This is a genomic window from Pseudoalteromonas sp. OOF1S-7 (genome assembly GCF_022347765.1).
In the GTDB taxonomy this organism is placed as follows: Bacteria; Pseudomonadota; Gammaproteobacteria; order Enterobacterales; family Alteromonadaceae; genus Pseudoalteromonas.
In genome coordinates, this window is the sequence record NZ_JAKRFZ010000021.1 from 55,115 (window position 1) to 73,930 (window position 18,816).

The window sequence follows — 18,816 nt, forward strand, 5'->3', positions numbered from 1 at the left end:
TTGCCACGCCGTGCGCTATTACGGAAGCACTTGCTCGCCCTGCCACAGCGATTCCAGCGTTTCTCGTTGGCGGATCAGGTGGCAAGTATCGCCATCGACCATGATTTCCGCAATCCGCGGGCGTGAGTTGTAATTTGAGCTCATGGTAAAACCATAGGCCCCGGCGCCGCGTTGTGCCAACAAATCTCCGGGCTGAATCGCGAGCGGGCGGTCTTTGCCGATAAAATCTCCGGTCTCACAAACAGGCCCTACAACATCATAGGTATGTAAAGGCGTATCGTCCTGCCTTGGGGCAACCGCAATGATCTGCTGCCAGGCCTGATACAGCGAAGGGCGCAGCATGTCGTTCATGCCCGCGTCGACAATCGCAAAATGCTTGTCTTTGGTCGGCTTCAGGTATTCAACTTTGGTAACCAGTATGCCGGCATTGGCTGCAATGGCGCGGCCTGGCTCAAAGATCAGCTCCAGATGCTGATACTCGGCAAGTCGTGCCTTGACCTCAGCGGCATAGGCACTGGGGTGGGGTGGTTTTTCGCTGTCGTAGGGCACGCCCAGACCGCCACCAATATCCAGGTGCTTTAATGTAATGCCGGCTGACTCAAGCGTGTTGACCAGCGCCAGCACTTTGTCCAGCGCGGCAATAAAGGGCGCAACTTCAGTGAGCTGTGAGCCAATATGAAAGTCGATACCCACCACCTCGATGCCGGGCAGAGCGCACGCCAGCTGATAGACATTAAAGGCTTCTTTAATATCAATGCCGAATTTGTTCTCTTTCAGCCCGGTGGAAATATACGGGTGTGTCTTGGCATCAATATCCGGATTAACCCGAATAGAAATGGGCGCAAGCAGCGCAAGCTCACTGGCAACCTCACTGATGCGACGCAATTCAGCGGCAGATTCTACATTAAAACACTTGATGCCTGTTTTGAGCGCAAAAGCGATTTCCTGTGCCGTTTTGGCAACGCCAGAAAACACGATCTTGGCCGGATCGCCGCCGGCTTTGAGTACCCGTGCCAGCTCACCCTGAGAGACAATATCAAATCCTGCTCCCAGCCTGGCCAGTACATTCAATACGGCCAGGTTGCTGTTGGCCTTGACGGCATAACAAACCAGGTGAGGGTGTCCCTGAGCGGCATCGGTGAATGCATGATAGTGGCGCTCCAGCGTCTTGCGGGAATACACATAGCAGGGGGTGCCATAGTTTTTTGCGATATCACGGATGGCTACCTGCTCGGCGTGGAGTTGATTATCCTGATAGTGAAAGAAATCCATCTATGACTCCTGTTTCGTATCAGCATCCTCAGACGATGCGCTATCCTTTGCAGGCTGAGGAGCCTGCTCGGGCGCGTTGGTCGGTTGGGCGCGTTGCTCGGGTAAGTATAGAGGCCCACTCTGACCGCATCCACTTAACAGCAGGAGGCTGGTCAAGATCAGGGTAAATAGGCTAAATTGAGTGTATGTCGCTTTCATTAGATTAATGATGTCAGTGCCTTTATAATCGCAGAGTAACAGAATTGGTAAAAAAAGCAGCTTAGAAAGTAAATTAAATTGCGCCAAAGCGGCGGACTTTCGGGGTTTGCACAGTAAGGATCAAGCTATGACAGATCATGAATATCACGAGTTAGCCGATGCATTAATGTTAACCATTGAGGAACAAATTGACGACTGTGAGGTCGACCTGGATTATGAATCGGCATCCGGGATCCTGGAAATCATTTTTCCGGATCGCAGTAAAATTGTGATTAATAAGCAAGCCCCGCTGCATCAGGTGTGGGTGGCCACTAAGTTTAACGGGCATCATTTTGAGTTGCGCGATACCCAGTGGATTGACAACCGCAGTGGCGCTGAGTTCTGGCAGTTCATGAGCGACGCCGCAACCCGTCAGGCGGGCCAGACCATTGAATGGCAGCACGACTGATGCTGTCGTTTGTAGAATACCCGGCCCAGGGAACCCACAGGGCAAGTGTGATTTGGCTGCATGGCCTTGGCGATTCTGGCGACGGTTTTTTGCCTATTGCGCCTGAGTTAAGATTACCCGCCGAGCTGGGTGTCCGGTTTATTTTTCCGCATGCGCCAGAGCAGCCGGTGACCGTGAACAATGGCATGGTGATGCGCTCCTGGTATGACATCAAATCTTTTGATCTGGATAAAAGAGCCGACGAGGCCGGCGTGAGAGACTCTGCTAAGCTGGTCGAGGCATTGATTGATGCTGAGCTGGCCGCGGGCATACCACCCGAGCGTATTATTTTGGCTGGTTTTTCGCAGGGTGGCGTGATGGCACTGCACGTAGCACCGCGTTTTAAGGCGCGTTTGGGCGGCGTTCTGGCGCTCTCTTGCTATATGTGTGCCCCGGATAAACTGGCCCGGGAAGCACTGCAAACCGATCTCAATGTGTTTATGGCACATGGCAGTCTGGATCCTGTGGTACCAATGGTAGCTGGGCGACAGGCATTTGAAACCTTACAAGCACAAGGCTATGAAGTAAGCTGGCAGGATTACCCGATGCAGCATCAGGTTTGTCAGGAAGAGCTGGAGGCAATCCGCACCTGGTTACTGGCCAGGCTAACGTGACAACAGAGTGAACACCCATGACACAACGCATTGTGATTAAAACAGCGGTAACCAAAGCAAACGAAGGCCCGGCCAGGCCCGTCACCTACCAATATCACTGGCGCCGCATTGGTGTGGTTGGCAGTGTGGCGGCATGTGGATTAGCCGCCCTGTTTTATGGGATAGTGAATTCGGTCAGTGCCGATGAGCAGCCTGTCTCGGCACTGAGTGACTACCAGGTGGCTGTGCAACCAGATCCGCAACCTGGTGATGAGACATCCGGGCCTGAAAATGACCCCGTGCCTGTTAGTGTCGGCGCATCCGCGGCCAGTGAATTCGCCTCTGAGCCTTTAATTGAAGTACCACCAACTCAGGCGGCCGTGACCGCTGCTGTCGAGCCGATTATCACCCGGGTTGATCCAGCGCTGGACGATGAGCAAAGCAGTGGCGATGTTGAGCCGCAGATTGCGGATATAATGACCGATGAGGAAGCCAGCGACGAGCCGACTAAGCGCTTTGCTGACGATGCCCAGGTGGCCAGTGTGGCCATGGCGGCGCAGGTGGATACCAACCACGTTAGCCGCGCGGTGCTGACCTCTGAGGTGGTCAACCGTGAGCCGGTGGATGTACTCAAGGACAGCGTTGAGCAATCGGCCTTTGCGGACAAGTTGTATTTCTTTACTGAAGTACGTGGTTTGCAGGGGCAAACCATACGCCATTTGTGGTTTCATCAGGATCAGCTGATGGCAGAGATTGACCTGGCCATTAGTGCCTACCGCCATCGTACCTATTCCAGCAAAAACATAATGCCCAGCCAAAGTGGCCAGTGGCGCATTGAAGTGATCACTGCTGACGATCAGCTGTTGGCACAAAAAACCTTTAGAATTATTGCAACCGCTCAATAGTGAGCAGACTGAGTAAAGCATGACGACGAAAAATAACGTGTTGCGTATCGCAACAAGAAAAAGTGCGCTGGCCTTATGGCAGGCCGAATTTGTAAAAGCCGAACTGGAAAAGTTTCACGCCGACCTGACCGTCGAGCTGGTACCTATGTCGACCAAGGGGGATAAAATCCTCGATACGCCGCTGGCTAAAATTGGCGGTAAAGGCTTGTTCGTAAAAGAGCTGGAGCAGGCTATGCTGGAAGGACGTGCGGATATCGCCGTGCACTCGATGAAAGATGTGCCGGTTGATTTCCCTGAAGGGCTGGAGCTGCACACTATTTGTGAGCGTGAAGATCCGCGCGATGCGTTTGTGTCGAACCATTATCAGGCCTTGGCTGACCTGCCGGCGGGCGCCGTGGTGGGCACCTCCAGCTTGCGTCGTCAGTGTCAGATCCGCGCAATGCGCCCGGATCTGGTGATCAAAGACTTACGTGGCAATGTGAATACCCGGCTGGCGAAACTGGATGCCGGTGAATTCGATGCCATTATTCTCGCCGCAGCAGGCCTGATCCGACTGGAAATGGCTGAGCGCATTGCCAGCTTTGTCAGCGTTGAAGATTCTCTGCCGGCCAATGGCCAGGGCGCGGTTGGGATTGAGTGCCGCAGTGATGATGCACAGGTTCAGGCCTGGCTGGCACCGCTGGAGCACAGTGAAACGCGGATGAGAGTACTGGCAGAGCGCGCCATGAACCGCCGTCTGGAAGGGGGCTGTCAGGTGCCCATTGGTGCCTTTGCCGAAATTGCAGGCGAGCAGCTAACACTGCGCGGGCTGGTGGGGGCGGTTGACGGCAGCCAGATCTTACGCGGTGAGCAAAGCGGTCCGGTCGCGGATGCTGAGCAATTGGGGATCCGCCTGGCTGAGACTTTGCTGGCACAAGGAGCGGACCAAATTCTGGCAGAGGTTTATCGGGACAACTAATGTGAAACTAGCCATCACCCGCCCGGCCGGCAAAGGAACCTTGCTGGCGCAGCAGCTTGAAGCGCAGGGAGTCCAGTGTGACTGTACCCCCGTACTGGAGCTGGTAAAACTGCCTGTCAGCGAGGCCGAACTGGCGCCCATTGTGGATGCCGAGCAGCTGATCTTCATTTCTCAGGATGCCGTGCACTATCTGGCACAGCACCAGCCTGATTTTTCTCCCGATTGTCAGTTTTTCGCCGTAGGCGAGCAGACTGCAGCCGCCATCGAGGCCTGTTTTGGTCGCCGTGCGCGTGTGCCAAAGCAACATGACTCAGAGGGGTTACTCGCGCTGACCGAGCTGCAACAGGTTGAAGACAAACGGGTTGTGGTGGTCAAAGGGCGTGGTGGCCGTACCCTGATCAGTCAAATGCTGAAACAGCGTGGCGCGTTGCTATCGCATTGTGTGGTGTATGAGCGGATCCCGGCTGCGACGGGTTCTGATATCTGGTTGGACCACTGGCAAAGGCAGGGTATTGACGGTATAGTGATCACCAGTAATGCGGCCATTGATGCCGTTTTTAATACCCAGCAGAGCGAATTACTGAACTGGCTGAGCAGTCGCCGGTTTTATCTGGTCAGTCAACGCAGTGCTGAATACCTTCGCGAACAATACGCGATAGAGGACAAACAAATCGCCATCAGTGCAGGGGCAGATAACGATGCGTTACTGGCCTGCATTATGGACAATCAGCCCCGCCAAGGTGGAACTATGACAGAACAACAACAAAGTCACTCAGGCCCTCAGTCTTCGGGCAAGGCAGCCAAACCCGCAGCCGTTTCAGACAACAAAGTCAGTAAAACTGCCGTACTGGCGCTGCTGGTGGCGTTGGCGTCCGGCGCCGGTGCTGCGGGTGTGTATTATCTTGGACAGCAGCAGCTGACCCAGTACCAGCAGGCTGTGGCTCAGTTGAACCGAGACAATCAGCAATTGCGCCAGGCACTGAGTGCCAGCGAGCAAACGCTGGCTGCGCTGAATACGCAGGTGAGCGAGCGCGAACAACAAGTTGAAAAACAACTGAGTGCACAAACTCAGGAGCTTGAACAGCGTCTGCAAAGCACGTTACAGGCTGCTAAACAACAGCTTGGCGGTGCTCAGAAAGCCGAAATCAACGCGCTGATCCGCAGCGTTGAGTTTCAGGCGAATATTCAACGCCACTACCTAGCGGCGGGGGCGACGCTTACACGTTTGCATGATCTGGTGCGCTCGCAAAGTAATACAACGGCAGTGCAAACCGCCATTGCCGCCGATCTGGCCCTGCTCAATGCGCAGCCGAAACCTCAGCAAGAAGCGCTGTATCTGGACTTGCACGGCTATATTAGCCAGGCTGACGAATTACCGTTACAGGTGATGACCAAACCGGCGCAGCAATACAGTGAGCAGAGTGAACTGACCGAGCAGGTGAGTGACTGGAAAGCCAATGCCTGGCGCTCCTGGCTCAAAATTCAGGATCAGTTTATTAAGGTGCGCTCGCATGATAAACCTGTCATCGATCCGCTACTGGACGGTGAAGAGCAGCAGCTTATTCGGGCCCAGTTGAGCAGTTATTTGCGTCAGGCGCAGACGGCCCTGATGCAGCATCAGCAAAGTGTTTATTTCACAGCCCTGGAAGGGGCAAGCGCAACCTTAGCGCGTTATTACCGTACCCAGGACAGTGCGGTGGCGGCAATGCAAACCGGCCTGAAAGTATTACAGCAGCAAGAGTTTACAACGCAACGCGTGCTTGAGCTGCAAACCCCGCAGACGGTGAAGGAGTGGTTACAATGACACGCACACTGATCTCAGTCATGGTGCTGCTGGGTGTGCTGGCGGCGGGTCACTTGCTGATCGATGAAAAAGGCTATTTACTGGTTGCGGTGAACAACTACACCATAGAAACCTCCCTGTTTGCACTTGGTGTCATGCTGATTTTTGCACTGCTGCTGGGGTCTTTGCTATTGAATCTGGCCGGAACCGTTTGGCGGGCATTTGCCCGCAGTCGTGGCTGGTTGAAAGGCCGTAAAAGCAAACGTCAGCAACAGGCTTTTGAAGCTGTGCTGTGGGCATGTATCAATGGCGATGACGAACAATTACAGCAGGCCATGAGTATCGCTGATTTACCAGACCAGTGGCAGGATCAGCAGCGTGCAATGGCTGCACGGGTTGCATTGCAGCAGCAACAGCCAGCTCAGGCCCTGGCACAGCTACAGGCGATGTCGCCAGAGTCACAAGGTCAGGTGGCTAAGTTGTGGCTGGAAGCGAATCAGGGTGAACAGGCACTGTTGTTACTTGGCGCACAAATGGACGAGAAAAAAGTCTCGGACAATGTCGTGGCCAGTTATCTGGAAGCTTTGCTCCAGGCCAGGCAAGGGCAGCAGGCACTGGCACTGATCCAGCAAAGACACAAACAGCTGGGCTGGTCTGAATCGCGCTGGCAACAGTACCTGCATGCTTTGTTTGCCATTGACGACAACTCGGCTCAGACCACGTTTAATGCACTGCCCAAAGCGTTACGACCGTTGGCAGCCCCGGCGCTGACTCAACAGGCGCTGCGTCTGGGTCAATTTGATGCGGTGCGCGGAGACTTATTAAAATACCTGAAAAAAGGTCAGTATCAGCAGCTCGCCGAGGCCTTACAATATGCCGGCAGTTCCGACCCTGAATTGCGCAAACTGATCCAGGCGGCACTGCAGAAGCAGCCGGAGCAGGCCGAGTTATTATTCAGTCTGGCGTGCCTGGCCAATGCTGAAGGAGAGCATGAACTGGCGGCCAAGATTTTCGATACACTGGCAAAATCCCCCTGGCAGGCATTGTGGCAACAGCAGGCTGAGCAGGCTTACGCCAAAAGCGGGCAGTTTGATAAAGCCTACCTGTTGGCCACGCAGTAGCCCCAAGAGACACATTAGAAACCGGTCTGCCAGACCGGTTTTTTGTACCAATTTTCCCTGCAAATTGACCCCGCATTGAGAGTGCCTGATGCTAATTTGTCACTTTGCGGATATTTGTCCTTGAAACTACACTTAAGCTGCGTATGATCTGAAAAATTTTATCTGCAATCCGGGTGCCTTATGATCAATACCAAACTACCTTTACTTGATTTACACCGCCACTTAGACGGTAATGTGCGTGCTGAGACCATTTTAGACCTCGGTCAGAAGTTCAATATGCCGCTGCCTGCGTACGATGTGGAAGGGCTAAGGCCACACGTTCAGGTTATAGATAATGCGCCAAACCTGATGGCCTTTCTGGCTAAGCTGGACTGGGGCGTAAAGGTGCTGGGGGATTATGATGCCTGTCGCCGTATTGCAGTTGAAAATGTCGAAGATGCTATTGCCCAGAAGATGGATTACACTGAATTGCGTTTCAGCCCGTACTATATGGCCAAAACCCATAACCTGCATCCACAGGGCGTGGTGGAAGCCGTGGTCGACGGGATAAAAGCCGCGACGCGCGGGCAGGATATCCAGGTAAACCTGATTGGTATTATGTCGCGCACTTTTGGTGTTGAAAAATGCCAGTATGAGCTGGATGCCCTGTTAGCGTTCAAAAACGATTTAGTGGCTGTTGATTTGGCCGGAGATGAAATTGGTTTTCCGGGTGCCTTGTTTATCGACCACTTTAAGCAAGTACGCGATGCCTATCTGGGGGCAACGATCCATGCCGGAGAAGCAGAAGGTGCCAGCAGCATCTGGCAGGCGATCAACGAATTGGGCGCAACGCGTATCGGTCATGGCGTAAAAGCCATTGAAGATCCTGAATTGATGAATTACCTGCGGGACAATCGCATTGGTATTGAGTCTTGCCTGACCAGCAATTTGCAAACCAGCACGGTGGCGAGTATAGAAACACATCCTCTTAAACAATTCTTAGACCACGGTATTCTGGCGACAATCAATACCGATGATCCGGCCGTACAAGGCGTGGAGCTGGACAATGAGTTTGAAAAAGCCGCCCCACTGGCGGGTCTCAGTGAGTCGGATATCCGCCAGGCACAAAAGAATGCAATTGAAATCGCCTTCTTAAGCGATTCAGACAAGCAGGCGCTGTTGCAAAAATACGCCTAACCCTGCGTGTTAAGCTGCTCAGTGTGCTGAGCAGCTTAAGTAATTTTCTTTCAGTGCGTTAAGCACCTGGCTGCGGGTCACTACCGCGACCACCTTATCATGTTCGATAACCGGGTAAATTTTTGGTTTGTCCTGTTGCATCTGTGTGGCTAAGTCGACCACTGTGGTGGTTTTACTGACCGTCAGAGCCTCTTTACGCATCAACTGGCCAACCCGAGTGGCACCATCGCAGAAGTAACTACTTTGTAGTAGCGGTGCCAGCAATTGTTGTTCTGAAATAAAGCCCACCAGTTTGCCTTCATGATCCTGCACCGGCGCACCGAATAGGGCGAATTTTTCGAGCTGTACAATGGCGTCGGTGATTTCAGTATCGGGTGTGATCAGTGGAAACTGGGTAGACATGATGTCTGCGATAAATTGTTTAGCCATGTGGATTCTCCTGTTAAGTGACAGTCCCAGTATGGATAAACAAAGCGTATTTTAAAAATAGATTATTTGTATCACAATGATTGCTTTTTTTGATGAGTGCGCGATCGGGTGACCGCGCATCTGGTGCATTACTTAATAAATGCAAACGCATCCGCGAACATAAATTCGCGCTGTGCGCCATGATTGATGAAGTCGTCACGCACGATGCCGATCATGTCGAATCGACCTGCCATGTAAACACTATAGGGCTCCAAAGAGACGATGTCTTTCATCACGGCCTGGTGGACATAACCTGTATGGCCTGTCCAGGTCTCAGAGGCATGTTCTACTACTGGAATAAACTGGAAGTTGGCTCTGCTGTTTGCCCAGGCTTCCATTTCCGCTTTGGCATACAAGGCAGATTCTTCTTTAACACCCCAGTAGAACAACACGGGCTGGTCGTAGTTAATTTCGGCGAGGTGGTCGGCCATGGACTTGACGTAGGAAAACCCGGTGCCGCCCGCCAGCAAAACCAGCGGTCTGGCTTGCTCAGGACGAACCTGTGAGACGCCCAGGCCAACCTCCAGATCAACCTGTACGTTACTGGTGTGTGCGGCTTTTAAATGATCCAGCGCCTGCATCGCGTAAGAGTCAGCGCCTGAGGCTCCAATGTGCAGCTCCAGGGCATTTTTCTTTGACGGGCTGCTGGCGATAGAGAAGGCGCGTTTGTCTTTTTCACCCAGTACTAATTGCAGGTAATGGCCAGCGGCAAATTCGGCATCCTGCTCCGGTGTTAAGACAACTTTAGATACGTATTCGGTCAGTGGCGAAATCTCGGCCACTGTGGCTTTGAGTACTTGCATTTTTTACCTTAGAAAATAAGCACGGTGGTGAAAGTGTGTGCACTGTAGCACACTCATGATTACCCTGTAACCGCTTTCACACCAAGACAGACAGATTCCCGTATTGCTCATAGTGCAAGCCAGAAAAAAGTCTGTCCAATTGACTATGACTTAATGATTTTGAGGCTGTCCCAGATGTCATCTACGCGTTGCTTGGTTGCCTCATCCATGACAATCGGTTCACCCCACTCCCGATCAGTTTCACCTGGCCACTTGTTAGTGGCATCCATCCCCATTTTTGAGCCAAGGCCCGATACCGGCGACGCAAAGTCGAGGTAATCAATCGGCGTATTCTCTATCATTGTGGTATCTCTGGCGGGATCCATCCGCGTGGTAATCGCCCAGATCACATCGTTCCAGTCTCTGGCATTGACGTCATCATCGCAGACAATCACAAACTTGGTATACATGAACTGACGCAGGAAGGACCACACGCCCAGCATCACACGCTTGGCGTGACCCGGATATTGTTTCTTCATCGTCACCACTGCCATGCGGTAAGAGCAGCCTTCTGGTGGCAGGTAAAAGTCGACAATTTCCGGAAACTGTTTTTGCAAAATCGGCACGAAGACTTCATTCAGTGCAACACCGAGAATGGCCGGTTCATCGGGTGGTCGCCCGGTGTAGGTACTGTGATAAATGGGATCCTCACGGTGCGTGATATGGGTCACTGTCATCACCGGGAAATCATCAACCTCATTATAGTAGCCGGTATGATCGCCATAAGGGCCTTCCGGCGCAGTTTCCCCGGGCTGAATGTAGCCTTCCAGAATGATTTCTGCAGTGGCCGGTACCTGCAGGTCATTGGAAATGGACTTGACCACCTCGGTTTTGCTGCCGCGTAGCAGACCGGCAAAGGCATACTCGCTCAGCGTGTCAGGCACCGGTGTCACAGCACCCAGAATCGTCGCTGGATCGGCACCCAACGCAACCGAAACAGGATACGGTTCGCCGGGGTTTTGCTGACACCACTCCTGAAAATCCAGTGCGCCACCGCGATGGGATAACCAGCGCATGATGATCTTATTTTTGCCGAGTAACTGCTGACGGTAAATGCCCAGGTTCTGACGCTTCTTATGGGGTCCCCGGGTGACCGTTAAGCCCCAGGTGATGAGTGGCGCGGCATCGCCTGGCCAGCAGTGCTGAATGGGCAGGCGGGTGAGGTCTACATCATCTCCACTTATTATGATTTGCTGACAGGGCGCTTTTTTAAGTTCTTTAGTCGGCATATTAAGCACTTGTTTAAATACCGGGATCTGGCCGAGTGCGTCTTTTATACCCTTAGGCGGTTCAGGCTCTTTCAGAAATGCCAGTAGCTTTCCGACTTCTCGCAATTCGCTGACATCTTCCTGGCCCATACCCATAGCGACCCGCTTGGGGGTGCCAAACAAGTTGGCCAGCACCGGCATATCAAAGCCAACAGGGTTCTCAAACAGGATGGCAGGTCCACCGGCGCGTAATGTACGGTCGGCAATTTCTGTCATTTCCAGTTTGGTGGAAATTGGCTGGCTGACCCGCACCAGTTCACCCTGTTTTTCCAGCAGGGCAATAAATTCTCTCAAATCTTTATATTTCATCACTATCTTGGGCTGCTCAGAGTTGATGGCGATAGTATAACAAGTCGCCAGAGGTAGAACAGGTATTTACGTTCGCAATACCCATCTGGTTTAGGGCGTGACACCGAGTGTGCATTTCGACTTTATTAACTACTATTATGCTAACAGTAGAATTAATTGATTCGGCGCAATAGTCCTCAGTCCTCATATATCTTTGCTTTTGGCTTTCAGTTATAGTCGGACGCATTGCGCAGTATTTGTTTGGAGGCGGCTTGAAAATAACAACCATAGTAGCCAGCTCATGTATTGCCATTTTGGCCTCACTTGTTGTGGCGGCGGGCTGCAAGGCGGCATCGTCACCTTTACCAATGAGTGCATTTGAGCAACACAGTGCCGTGATGCTGATCATTGAGCCCAAATCTGGCGACATCGTCGAGGCTAATGAGGCGGCGGCGATTTTTTATGGCTATAGCCAGACACAGCTGGAAACCATGCAGATCCAGCAAATCAATCAATTTTCGGCCCAACAGGTTGAGCAGGAACGGATGTCTGCACTCAGTGAAGGCCGCAATTACTTTATCTTTCAGCATCAACTTGCCAATGATGAGGTTCGCACTGTAAGTGTCTATTCAGCCCCGTTTAGTAGCAAGCAGGGTCAGCCTCTGTTGTTGTCGGTGATCCAGGACATCAGCACGCAGCGCACGCTGGAGCGAGACTTGTGGCATTATCAGTCTAACCTGGAGCAACAGGTTGCCCTGCAAACTGCAGAGCTGAAAGATGCCAATACGATGCAGCTCATCCTGCTCGGCAGTGTGATTGCGATCCTGGCCGGGTCCATTTTGGTGCTGGTGATGTTTACGCTGCGCCTGCGCCGTGCCAAGCGCCGTACAGAACTGCAGAAGAACCAGTTCAGTGCTATCTTCAACGCCATTGGCGATTATCTTATCTATACCAACGCAAGCAACGTGGTGGCGTCGGCCAATCAGGCAGCGTTGCGCGATTTAGGCGCTATCCAGGGGCGCCCGATGACGTTTGTGCTTGAGGACTGCCCCTGCCTCGAAGCACTTGGTGCAGAACCCATTGAGTGCCGGGTGATACTGGCCGGTCAGCAACGCGATGTTGAGATCAGCAAAACGCCGGTGCTGGATGGTGCCGGTACACAAAGTGGTTCGATTTATCTTATTCAGGACATCAGCAAGCGCCTGGCGGATGAAAAAGAGCAGCGCCTTGCCAGCACGGTGTTTGCAACCACCAGTGAAGGGGTACTGGTCTCTAATCGTGACAATCAAATCCAGATGGTCAATCAGGCTTTCACCGATATTACCGGCTTTTCGGCGCAAGAGGTGCTGGGTAATACACCATCGATATTCAATTCAGGTCGCCATGATGCAGCCTATTTTGCCCAGCTATATGACGCGTTAAGCACCCGTGGACACTGGGAAGGTGAAATTTGGAACAAACGTAAAAACGGAGAGGTGTACCCCAGCTGGTTACAGGTATCTGCCGTGTTTGATGCGACCGGCGAAATTGATATGTATGTGGCGTTGTTTAATGATATTACATCGCGCAAACGCAATGAGCAGTTGATGTGGCAACAGGCTAACTTTGATAACCTGACCGGGTTGGCAAACCGTCACCATTACCATACAAAGTTCGATCTGGCACTGGCTCAGGCTAAACAAAAGCAAACCCGTCTGGCGGTGTGTTTTATCGATCTGGATCGCTTTAAGGCAGTGAACGATACGCTGGGTCATCATATTGGCGATCAGCTGCTCATCGAAGCGGCTAATCGGATCCGTGAGTGCACCCGCAATTCAGATACGGTTGCGCGCTTGGGTGGCGATGAGTTTGCTCTGTTGTTACCCGATATGGCCAAGATCAGTGACATGGAAAAACTTGCGACCAAAGTCCTGCATGTACTGAGTGAGCCGTTTTTCCTCGAAGGCCATGAAGCATTTGTGTCAGGCAGTATGGGGATCACGTTTTATCCAGATGATGGTGCGGATCGCAAAGTGCTGCTCAGAAATGCCGACAGTGCCATGTATAAGGCAAAAGACCATGGCCGAAATTGTTTTCAGTTCTTCACCTCTGCGATGCACGAGCATGCCAAAGCACGCAGCGCGCTGGAAGGGGCGCTACATCGTGCGCTGACGAATCGTGAGCTCTATCTCGCTTATCAGCCGATCGTTGGACAACAGCGGCTGGGTTGTGAAGCATTATTGCGTTGGCAAAACCCTCAGCTGGGGCAGGTGTCACCTGCCGATTTTATCCCCATTTGTGAGGAGCTCGGGCTGATCATCACGATAGGTGAATGGGTATTGTATCAGGCCTGCGCGCAGGCCAAATCCTGGATCACCCAAACCGGTCAATCCTTGTTTGTGTCAGTGAATGTGTCGAGCACTCAGTTCAAACGACAGGATATTGCCAGCCTGGTTGCCAAAGTGCTCAAGGAAACCGGATTGGCGGCCCAGGCACTGACACTGGAGATCACCGAAACCGTACTGGCTGACAACTCAGGTCATATTCAGCGCCAGCTGGAGACCCTGCGTGCAATGGGGGTAGGTCTGGCCATTGATGATTTTGGCACCGGGTATTCGTCTTTAAGCTATTTGAAGCGCTTCCCGCTCTCGAAATTGAAAATTGACCGTGCCTTCATTCGTGATTTGCCTGACGATGAGGAAGATCGGGCGCTGGTGAGTGCCATCATCTCTATGGCAGGCCAGCTTCACCTAACGGTCATTGCCGAAGGGGTTGAAACACCAGCGCAGCTGGCGTTTTTACAGGAACTGGGCTGTGACTATACGCAAGGCTTTTTACATGCCAAACCCGGTGATGCGGCGCAATTCGAAGCCTTTGTTCGAAACTATAACGGGCAGCCAGACAAGGCGACTGAACCGACCAGCCTGGTGCGTTAGTCACAGGCCGCGTTGTCCGGGCACAGTGTATCGAGCAGTGTTTGGGCTTTGTGGTTGCCATGCGCGGCGGCCTGTCTTAGCAAGGCCATTGCGCGTGCAGGGTCGGCCTCGCCACCTTCGGCCCCAAGCAGCATGGTTGCCAGATTATATTGTCCCCAATGATCGTCCTTATGGGCTGCAGCAGCAAAGGCCTCCCGCGCTTCGGATAGCTCACCCAGTTGATAGTGGGCAATGCCACGCTGGTTCTCTGGCGAAAGTCGGTGTCTTACCGCTGGCGCGTGCAAGCGGGGAATGGCTCTGGGCTTGACGATGCCGCCCATCACATAAATATCATTGGGCCGGTGGATGGCGTAGATTGCGCCACGCGCAAAGTAATCTGCCAGTGCGGCTCTTGGCCACTCAACGGGGTCCGGGTCAAAATAGTTGTCGAGCATCAGGTTGTCTAACTGAATAGCCCGTTTGATGTCCCGTTTGCGTCCATAGGAATAGCGCCCTTGCTTAACCGTGATCTTGTCATCGCTGGCAGCAATGACCTGGGTGATGCGAAACTGCGCCTGGTAGACCCTGTCTGCATCGAAGCGCCCGAGATCAATTAAGATCAGATCGTCTGTTTGCGGGTCGAGTAACAGGCGCTGATATTGGGCCGTCTGCTGCACTTGTTGCAGCCAGAAATACGCGATGATACCCAGCACTAAGGTGAGTATCAGGCCATGTTTAAAGCGGATCAGAAAGCGGCTGATGAGGTCATGAGACACAAACAGCCCGGCGGTGAGTTTATTCAAGGTCGCTCCTTGTGATTGGGTCTGGCACCGACCCTGTCAGGCCGGTGCCGGTGTGGCAGATCCTGCTGTATTAGCAAAGCGGCTATTACTTACCCTGCATACGTGTTTTTCCGTTCGCTGCCATCAAGGCAAAGACGGCATAAGCAGCGGTATTTTGCTTGAGTTTACCTGGGTCGACTTTATCCAGGGTATCGTCGGCTGTGTGGTGATAATCAAAATAGTCTGTGCCATCCTGATGGAGATCGAAAATGGGTGCAGAAGTCGCGTTATTTAACGGGATCAGGTCCGGGCCGCCACGCGCACGATTTGCGCCAATATAGGTAATCCCCAGCGGTTTCAGTTGTTCTGCGATGGCGCGCACCAGTGGCAGAGAAGCGGCATTGACCTTGGACTCGAAGGCATAGACCACGTCGGCACCAAAGTCTGACTCGGCAGCGGCAACAATCTGCGTCAGCTTGTCTTCATGGCGTTTAAAGTAAGCTTTTGCCCCCCATAATCCCAGCTCTTCCGCGGCAAACAGCACCACCCGGATACTGCGCTTGGGGCGAGTCACAGACGCAATGTGCTTAGCCGCCGCCATGGTCAGCGCCATACCGGCTCCGTCGTCCAGTGCTCCGGTACCCAAATCCCAGGAATCATGATGGCTGCCAAGCAGCACGTATTGGTCCGGAAATTCCGAGCCAGTGATTTCGCCGATCACATTAAAGCTGGTCCCTTCGCCCAGATCTTCGGTCTGAATATTGATTTCGACCTGCGGGGTGTGACCATGCTTGAGCAGGCGTGCGATTTGGTCGGCGTCCGGGTTTGCAATGGCAGTAGCTGGGATTTTTGTTACCTGATCGTCGTAATGACTGCCGCCGGTGTGGGCAAAGCGGTGGTGGGCGGTACTGACTGAGCGCATCATGTAGGCAATGGCGCCTTTTTTCGCGGCTTCTACGGCACCTTTATTACGTGCCTGAACTGCCGGGCCGTAACCGTTGCCATCGATATCCCGGTTCATTCTGTAATTTACGAAGGCGATCTTGCCGGTCAGACTGCCTGGCGGTGCGGCTTTGAGTTCGTCGAATGTTTCAAATAATACGACTTCACCACGCAGCCCCTGCTTTGGGGTACTGATGCTGTTGCCCAGTGCCGTGATGTGCAAAGGCTGTTCACTTGGCGCGGTGAGTTTAGCTGATTCGTGGTAACGGCGCCATTCAGGAAAGGTCGCGGCTTCCAGCCAGACTTTATCAAAACCCAGGCGCTTGAACTGTGCCTCTGCCCAGGCCACCGTTAGCTTGTCATTTTCTGTGCCAGGCAGGCGCGGGCCAATCTCTGTTGTCAGCGACTCCAGCAGTTGCCAGCTTAAGTCGCTCTGGCTTGCCAGGGTGCGCACTTTGGCGACAGCTTCAAGTTGTGTTTGCGTGAATTCCTGTGCCTGGGCAACCGTACTGACAGTTAATGCACACAGTGGTAACAGCCAGTGTCTGGCGGCGCTGGTTAGCCTGCTAAAAGGCGTAAAACGTATCATCTGATCCATAATAACCCTTGGTAATTTATATCGCCTGAGATTGTCGCAACAATTGTTGTTAAATTAAACTTTTCGGGGTGAACGGGCGTTTTTGTTTACTGAAGTGACGGCGCTATGCGGGATTTGCTAAACTTGGCGGATTAAGTTCATCCGAGGTAATAGTGTGACTCAGTCGTTTAATCAAGTGCCATTGGCCCGCCATCTGCAAACTGGTTTACAGCAAGCCGGTTTTACCACCATGACACCTATCCAGGCACAGGCATTGCCCGCCATTGTTGCCGGTCAGGATGTAATTGCCCAGGCAAAAACCGGGTCGGGTAAGACACTGGCCTTTAGCCTTGGCCTGCTCAATAAACTGGTGGCCGAAGAGCAGGTGATCCAAAGCTTAGTACTGGCACCCACCCGCGAGCTAGCGCAACAGGTCGCTACAGAGATCCGCAAGCTGGCGCGTGGCATGCAAAATATCAAGGTACTCACAGTGTGTGGCGGGGAGCCCATCGGGCCGCAGATCAGCTCTCTGGAGCATGGTGCGCACGTTGTGGTTGGCACGCCGGGTCGGATTGAAGAGCACTTGTATAAGGGCACGCTCGACCTGACTCAGGTGCAAACCTGGGTCCTGGATGAAGCCGATCAAATGCTGGCCATGGGCTTTATTGAGGCGCTCGAAAACATCGCAATTTATCTGCCGCCGGAGCGCCAGACGCTGATGTTCAGTGCCACTTATCAGCAGGACATCGAAGCGCTGACACAGCAGTTTATGCGTGAACCTGTGATGGTCAAAGGGGAGGAAGAGACCCTTAACCGGCAGATCAAACAGCAGTTTTTTGCGCTCAAAAACAACAAGCTGAGATTCAATACATTGCGTCTGTTGCTGCAGCATTACAAGCCGGTCAGCTGTATTGCCTTTTGCAATACCAAAGTAGAAACTAAAAAGCTGTACAGTGAACTCAAGAGCTGTGGCGTCAATGTGGTGACCCTGCATGGTGATCTGGATCAGGCCGAGCGGGTGCGAGCATTGATCCGCTTTGCTAACAAAAGTGCCTCGGTATTGGTAGCCACAGATGTTGCGGCACGGGGTCTGGATATCGAAGATGTGGATATGGTGGTTAACTATCATATGGCGCTGGATCCACAAACCCATGTGCACCGGGTGGGCCGCACCGGACGCGGTGGTAAGAAGGGACTCGCCTGTTCGTTATATGGTGAAAATGAGGCCTTTAAAGTTGCCAAACTGAGTGAAATTTATGAGCAGACGTTTGAGCCGGCAACGCCTCCGCCGTTGAGCCTGCTCGACAAGCCGGTCTTTAAGCCTCCGATGGTTACCTTGCAAGTGGATGGTGGTAAAAAAGACAAGCTACGTGCCGGAGACATTGTGGGTTGTCTGACGTCGGAGCAAGGGGTAGGTGCCAACCTGATTGGCAATATTGATTTACTGGACCATCAGGCGTTTGTTGCCGTGGCCAGAGAAGGGGTCAAACCTGCACTCAGAAAGTTGCAGGAGAGCAAGCTCAAGGGACGCAAATTTAAAGCCAAGCGGATGAGCCTGTCTTGATACCAATACACATGAATCCATATTAGAAAAGCAAATTGGTATTATTCCTTCGCATTAGCAAAGTTTTTAAGTTGTTCGTATTCGTGTTGCAGCTGTTGAAACGCCGAGTTCTCCCCTTGCTGATCCGGGTGGGCTGCAAAAGCCAGCGTGCGCCAGCGCTTACTCAGTTGGCGCCGTGAATACGGATTGGGCAGTTGCCACTTCTGTATTAAGGCGTTGTGTTGCTGTGGTGCCAGGGTGGGTAGGTTCAGATAGCGTTGCCAGAACTGATTGAGCAGTGCACTCACTTCCTCTTTACTAGTATCATAGTTGCACCAATCTAAATAATATTCTCTGAGCGGATCCTGGGTTTGCAATGCTGACGGGAGGGATTGTTCACTCAGGCGGATATCCATTGCCTCAACCTGCAGATAGTAACCTTGCTCAGCGACCTCTTGCTGCAATTGATACAGGGCATTCATCAGCAGAAAGTTGCGCTTAAAGAGGTCTTTATCCGGGTCGCTATCCAGTGTCGGCAGGCCGACTTCGGCATCCAAAGCGGCTGCCAGCCGGTGTAATTGAGTGGCACGCTCACGGGTGATTATCCTAAATGTGGCATCAAGGAGGGGGTTCAACATTGTTCCGCCTGTAAACATAGTGTATCTTCTTTGTTCAATTCTTATTTTTTGACACGTCTATTGCAAGTAATACGGGGCAGA

The 18,816-nt window shown here is 52.7% G+C and carries 17 protein-coding genes; 9 read left to right on the forward strand and 8 right to left on the reverse strand.

Annotation, left to right across the window (positions count from 1 at the left end):
* Positions 1-18: 18 nt before the first annotated feature.
* Positions 19-1,272 carry a diaminopimelate decarboxylase gene (gene lysA, locus MHN33_RS21245; RefSeq protein WP_239401157.1) on the reverse strand — a complete coding sequence of 418 codons (1,254 nt, stop codon included), beginning with the start codon at positions 1,270-1,272 and terminating at the stop codon, positions 19-21.
* The gene (locus MHN33_RS21250; protein WP_239401159.1) at positions 1,273-1,470 is read right to left on the reverse strand and encodes a lipoprotein; all 198 of its coding nucleotides are present in this window, start codon (positions 1,468-1,470) and stop codon (positions 1,273-1,275) included.
* A 127-nt stretch (positions 1,471-1,597) separates the two neighbouring features.
* Here MHN33_RS21250 and cyaY point away from each other — a divergent pair, with 127 nt between their 5' ends.
* The 7 genes from cyaY (at position 1,598) to add (ending at position 8,493) form a co-directional block, all read left to right on the forward strand.
* Positions 1,598-1,918 carry an iron donor protein CyaY gene (gene cyaY, locus MHN33_RS21255; protein WP_010387071.1) on the forward strand — a complete coding sequence of 107 codons (321 nt, stop codon included), beginning with the start codon at positions 1,598-1,600 and terminating at the stop codon, positions 1,916-1,918.
* The gene (locus tag MHN33_RS21260) at positions 1,918-2,571 is read left to right on the forward strand and encodes an alpha/beta fold hydrolase (protein WP_239401189.1); all 654 of its coding nucleotides are present in this window, start codon (positions 1,918-1,920) and stop codon (positions 2,569-2,571) included. Before cyaY ends, MHN33_RS21260 begins: the two co-directional genes overlap by 1 nt.
* Before the next feature lie 17 nt (positions 2,572-2,588).
* Positions 2,589-3,455: a DUF2914 domain-containing protein gene (locus tag MHN33_RS21265; protein WP_239401161.1), complete on the forward strand. Its 867-nt coding sequence runs from the start codon at positions 2,589-2,591 to the stop codon at positions 3,453-3,455.
* 19 nt (positions 3,456-3,474) lie between these two features.
* Positions 3,475-4,413, forward strand: coding sequence for a hydroxymethylbilane synthase (gene hemC / locus MHN33_RS21270; protein ID WP_239401163.1), 939 nt, complete (start codon positions 3,475-3,477; stop codon positions 4,411-4,413).
* A 1-nt stretch (position 4,414) separates the two neighbouring features.
* The gene (locus MHN33_RS21275) at positions 4,415-6,217 is read left to right on the forward strand and encodes a uroporphyrinogen-III C-methyltransferase (RefSeq protein WP_239401165.1); all 1,803 of its coding nucleotides are present in this window, start codon (positions 4,415-4,417) and stop codon (positions 6,215-6,217) included.
* The gene (locus MHN33_RS21280; RefSeq protein ID WP_239401167.1) at positions 6,214-7,317 is read left to right on the forward strand and encodes a heme biosynthesis HemY N-terminal domain-containing protein; all 1,104 of its coding nucleotides are present in this window, start codon (positions 6,214-6,216) and stop codon (positions 7,315-7,317) included. Before MHN33_RS21275 ends, MHN33_RS21280 begins: the two co-directional genes overlap by 4 nt.
* A gap of 180 nt (positions 7,318-7,497) precedes the next feature.
* Positions 7,498-8,493: an adenosine deaminase gene (gene add, locus MHN33_RS21285; protein WP_239401169.1), complete on the forward strand. Its 996-nt coding sequence runs from the start codon at positions 7,498-7,500 to the stop codon at positions 8,491-8,493.
* Positions 8,494-8,511: 18 nt separating this feature from the next.
* Here add and MHN33_RS21290 read toward each other — a convergent pair whose 3' ends face one another.
* The 3 genes from MHN33_RS21290 to ubiD all read right to left on the reverse strand — a co-directional run bounded on the left by MHN33_RS21290 (position 8,512) and on the right by ubiD (position 11,380).
* Entirely contained in the window at positions 8,512-8,922 is a 411-nt protein-coding gene (locus MHN33_RS21290; RefSeq protein ID WP_239401171.1) for a CBS domain-containing protein, read from the reverse strand.
* Between the two features lie 128 nt (positions 8,923-9,050).
* The gene (gene fre, locus MHN33_RS21295) at positions 9,051-9,764 is read right to left on the reverse strand and encodes an NAD(P)H-flavin reductase (protein WP_239401173.1); all 714 of its coding nucleotides are present in this window, start codon (positions 9,762-9,764) and stop codon (positions 9,051-9,053) included.
* Positions 9,765-9,907: 143 nt separating this feature from the next.
* On the reverse strand, positions 9,908-11,380 hold the full coding sequence (ubiD, locus tag MHN33_RS21300; protein WP_239401175.1) for a 4-hydroxy-3-polyprenylbenzoate decarboxylase: 1,473 nt from the start codon (positions 11,378-11,380) through the stop codon (positions 9,908-9,910).
* Positions 11,381-11,631: 251 nt separating this feature from the next.
* On the opposite strand from ubiD, the gene MHN33_RS21305 reads away from it, so the two are divergent.
* Positions 11,632-14,274: an EAL domain-containing protein gene (locus tag MHN33_RS21305; protein WP_239401177.1), complete on the forward strand. Its 2,643-nt coding sequence runs from the start codon at positions 11,632-11,634 to the stop codon at positions 14,272-14,274.
* Here MHN33_RS21305 and MHN33_RS21310 read toward each other — a convergent pair.
* Both MHN33_RS21310 and MHN33_RS21315 read right to left on the reverse strand, forming a co-directional pair.
* On the reverse strand, positions 14,271-15,056 hold the full coding sequence (locus tag MHN33_RS21310) for an SEL1-like repeat protein (RefSeq protein WP_239401179.1): 786 nt from the start codon (positions 15,054-15,056) through the stop codon (positions 14,271-14,273). The genes MHN33_RS21305 and MHN33_RS21310 overlap by 4 nt on opposite strands.
* 85 nt (positions 15,057-15,141) lie before the next feature.
* The gene (locus MHN33_RS21315; protein WP_239401181.1) at positions 15,142-16,575 is read right to left on the reverse strand and encodes a M28 family peptidase; all 1,434 of its coding nucleotides are present in this window, start codon (positions 16,573-16,575) and stop codon (positions 15,142-15,144) included.
* A gap of 154 nt (positions 16,576-16,729) precedes the next feature.
* On the opposite strand from MHN33_RS21315, the gene dbpA reads away from it, so the two are divergent.
* Positions 16,730-18,118, forward strand: coding sequence for an ATP-dependent RNA helicase DbpA (gene dbpA, locus MHN33_RS21320; RefSeq protein WP_343224851.1), 1,389 nt, complete (start codon positions 16,730-16,732; stop codon positions 18,116-18,118).
* Positions 18,119-18,159: 41 nt separating this feature from the next.
* Here the strand turns inward: dbpA and MHN33_RS21325 are convergent, their stop codons facing one another.
* Positions 18,160-18,735, reverse strand: a complete 576-nt coding sequence (locus MHN33_RS21325; RefSeq protein ID WP_239401183.1) for a DNA-J related domain-containing protein — start codon at positions 18,733-18,735, stop codon at positions 18,160-18,162.
* Positions 18,736-18,816: the final 81 nt, after the last annotated feature.

Bases quoted from the DNA above. Each gene is read 5' to 3' on its own strand.
- cyaY (WP_010387071.1), top strand. From the start codon at position 1,598: ATGACAGATCATGAATATCACGAGTTAGCCGATGCATTAATGTTAACC.
- fre (WP_239401173.1), bottom strand. From the start codon at position 9,764: ATGCAAGTACTCAAAGCCACAGTGGCCGAGATTTCGCCACTGACCGAA.
- add (WP_239401169.1), top strand. From the start codon at position 7,498: ATGATCAATACCAAACTACCTTTACTTGATTTACACCGCCACTTAGAC.
- MHN33_RS21290 (WP_239401171.1), bottom strand. From the start codon at position 8,922: ATGGCTAAACAATTTATCGCAGACATCATGTCTACCCAGTTTCCACTG.
- MHN33_RS21260 (WP_239401189.1), top strand. From the start codon at position 1,918: ATGCTGTCGTTTGTAGAATACCCGGCCCAGGGAACCCACAGGGCAAGT.
- lysA (WP_239401157.1), bottom strand. From the start codon at position 1,272: ATGGATTTCTTTCACTATCAGGATAATCAACTCCACGCCGAGCAGGTA.
- MHN33_RS21325 (WP_239401183.1), bottom strand. From the start codon at position 18,735: ATGTTGAACCCCCTCCTTGATGCCACATTTAGGATAATCACCCGTGAG.
- MHN33_RS21280 (WP_239401167.1), top strand. From the start codon at position 6,214: ATGACACGCACACTGATCTCAGTCATGGTGCTGCTGGGTGTGCTGGCG.
- MHN33_RS21250 (WP_239401159.1), bottom strand. From the start codon at position 1,470: ATGAAAGCGACATACACTCAATTTAGCCTATTTACCCTGATCTTGACC.
- MHN33_RS21315 (WP_239401181.1), bottom strand. From the start codon at position 16,575: ATGGATCAGATGATACGTTTTACGCCTTTTAGCAGGCTAACCAGCGCC.
- ubiD (WP_239401175.1), bottom strand. From the start codon at position 11,380: ATGAAATATAAAGATTTGAGAGAATTTATTGCCCTGCTGGAAAAACAG.
- hemC (WP_239401163.1), top strand. From the start codon at position 3,475: ATGACGACGAAAAATAACGTGTTGCGTATCGCAACAAGAAAAAGTGCG.
- MHN33_RS21265 (WP_239401161.1), top strand. From the start codon at position 2,589: ATGACACAACGCATTGTGATTAAAACAGCGGTAACCAAAGCAAACGAA.